This is a genomic window from Deltaproteobacteria bacterium (genome assembly GCA_011773515.1).
Taxonomy (GTDB): domain Bacteria; phylum Desulfobacterota; class Deferrimicrobia; order J040; family J040; genus WVXK01.
This window is the reverse complement of sequence record WVXK01000049.1, coordinates 747-2450: the sequence shown is the minus strand read 5'-3', so window position 1 is coordinate 2450 and position 1704 is coordinate 747. Positions and strand designations below refer to the sequence as shown.

Here is a 1704-nt window from a genome sequence, read left to right as displayed (position 1 = left end):
GACCCTGACAATCCCGACTCTGATCCGATAATGGATTCAGGTTTTTATTCTCCTTGCAAGCTTCATCATTTTTCAACAATACTATTTAATAAGAGTTCCTGGTCATGGTGATTCCATCATCGTTCATCTGAACTCAAGATCAATGGAATCGTCACTATGGGAGCATTTTTCGAAACGCTGAACTATTCATCTTCCAATGAGGACAGTTCATCGGAGGTGAAATCTCTCCGGATAGACCAATCTGATACGGTACTCTGCATCACAGGAAGCGGGAGTAGGGCGCTCGACCTCCTCACAGAAAGGCCGAAGAGGATCGTCTCCATAGACTTCAACGCGAGCCAGAATTTCCTGCTGGAACTCAAGATCCAGGCCATCTTAAACCTCGAATACGATGAGTTTCTCGATTTTCTTGGAGTTCGTCCCTCACGAAAAAGAGGCGATGTGTACAGATCCCTGCGCCCTCATCTCTCTTCCGGATCGGCAGGGTTCTGGGACAGGCATATGAATGCCATACAGAGCGGGGTGATCTATGGTGGACGCTGGGAACGGTACTTTGCCCGGCTCGCAAAACTGTTTTCACATGTACGGCCCAATCTCCGCGACCGCCTGTTCGGTTGCGCAAGCGTCGATGAGCAGAGAAAACTCTGGCACATGGAGTGGGACGACTTCATCTGGCGGTTCTTCCTAAGGTGTATCTCAACCCGTCTCACCTGGCGATACGGGCTGGGCGATCCGGGCTTCTACCGCCACCTACCGGATACGTTTTCCATCTACCGCTACCTGAATAACAGGTTTCGTGTGGCTTCCGAAAATTTCCTCCTTCGGGAGAGCCCTTTTGCGACCCTTCTATTTTACGGAAGGTATAATCCTGAGGGGTTTCTCCCCCCCTATCTGCAAAAGCAGAATTTTCAGGTCATGAGGGATAATGTCGGCAGCATAGAGATCGTTACTGACTCTCTCCTCGATTTTCTCGAAAAAGCAGGGATAAGTTCGTTCTCGAAATATTCCCTCTCCGATTTTGCCTCCTACACGTCAGATGAGGAGCATAAAAAAACATGGGAGGAGGTGGTGAGGACGGCATCGAAGGGGGCCCGTGTCTGTGAACGGCAGTCTCTCGTTAAACGGGAATTGCCGGGGGAAGCTGCTCCCTTCGTGAGAAGGGAAAAAGAATTGGAGGCGGAGCTTGAAATGACGGACACGTCTATGTTTTACACCTTCGTGGTGGGGGAGATCGAAGGATATGGCTGATATCAGAATCGTCCCATACACCGAAGAGGACAACGAGGCAGCACTCGGTCTCGAAGAGCTGTGCGTTCAGGGTGAATCGGTAGCTCTTCGCTATGTTCGGCCTTCCTTCCACGCTCGGTCGGAGGTTTATCACAAATACAGGATCCTGTGCGCGAAAGTTGGCGAAAAGTTGGTCGGCATCGGCGCCTGGTCGGAAAAACAGGTGAGGTTGCACGGGCAGGTGATCAAGGCTGTGTACTTTTATGACCTACGGGTTCACCCCGCGTATCGGAAGCAGGGAGTATCGGTGCTGCTCATTCAAGCTGCGTACGATGAAATCGGCGATAGTGCGGAATGTGTCTACACGCTCATTGCGGGAGAAAACGAGAGGTCTTTGGATATCATTCGCCGGATCCATGGCTTTTACAGCGAAATACCCCTGACCTATGCATGCATTCCGGTGTACAGGAAGTTGAA

The 1704-nt window shown here is 50.9% G+C and carries 2 protein-coding genes; both read left to right on the top strand.

The window, feature by feature from the left end:
• Nucleotides 1–156 precede the first annotated feature (156 nt).
• On the top strand, nt 157–1248 hold the full coding sequence (locus GTN70_05025; protein ID NIO16345.1) for a DUF3419 family protein: 1092 nt from the start codon (nt 157–159) through the stop codon (nt 1246–1248).
• The coding region (locus GTN70_05020; protein NIO16344.1) for a GNAT family N-acetyltransferase at nt 1241–1704 on the top strand (464 nt) is incomplete at its 3' end. The genes GTN70_05025 and GTN70_05020, both read left to right, overlap by 8 nt.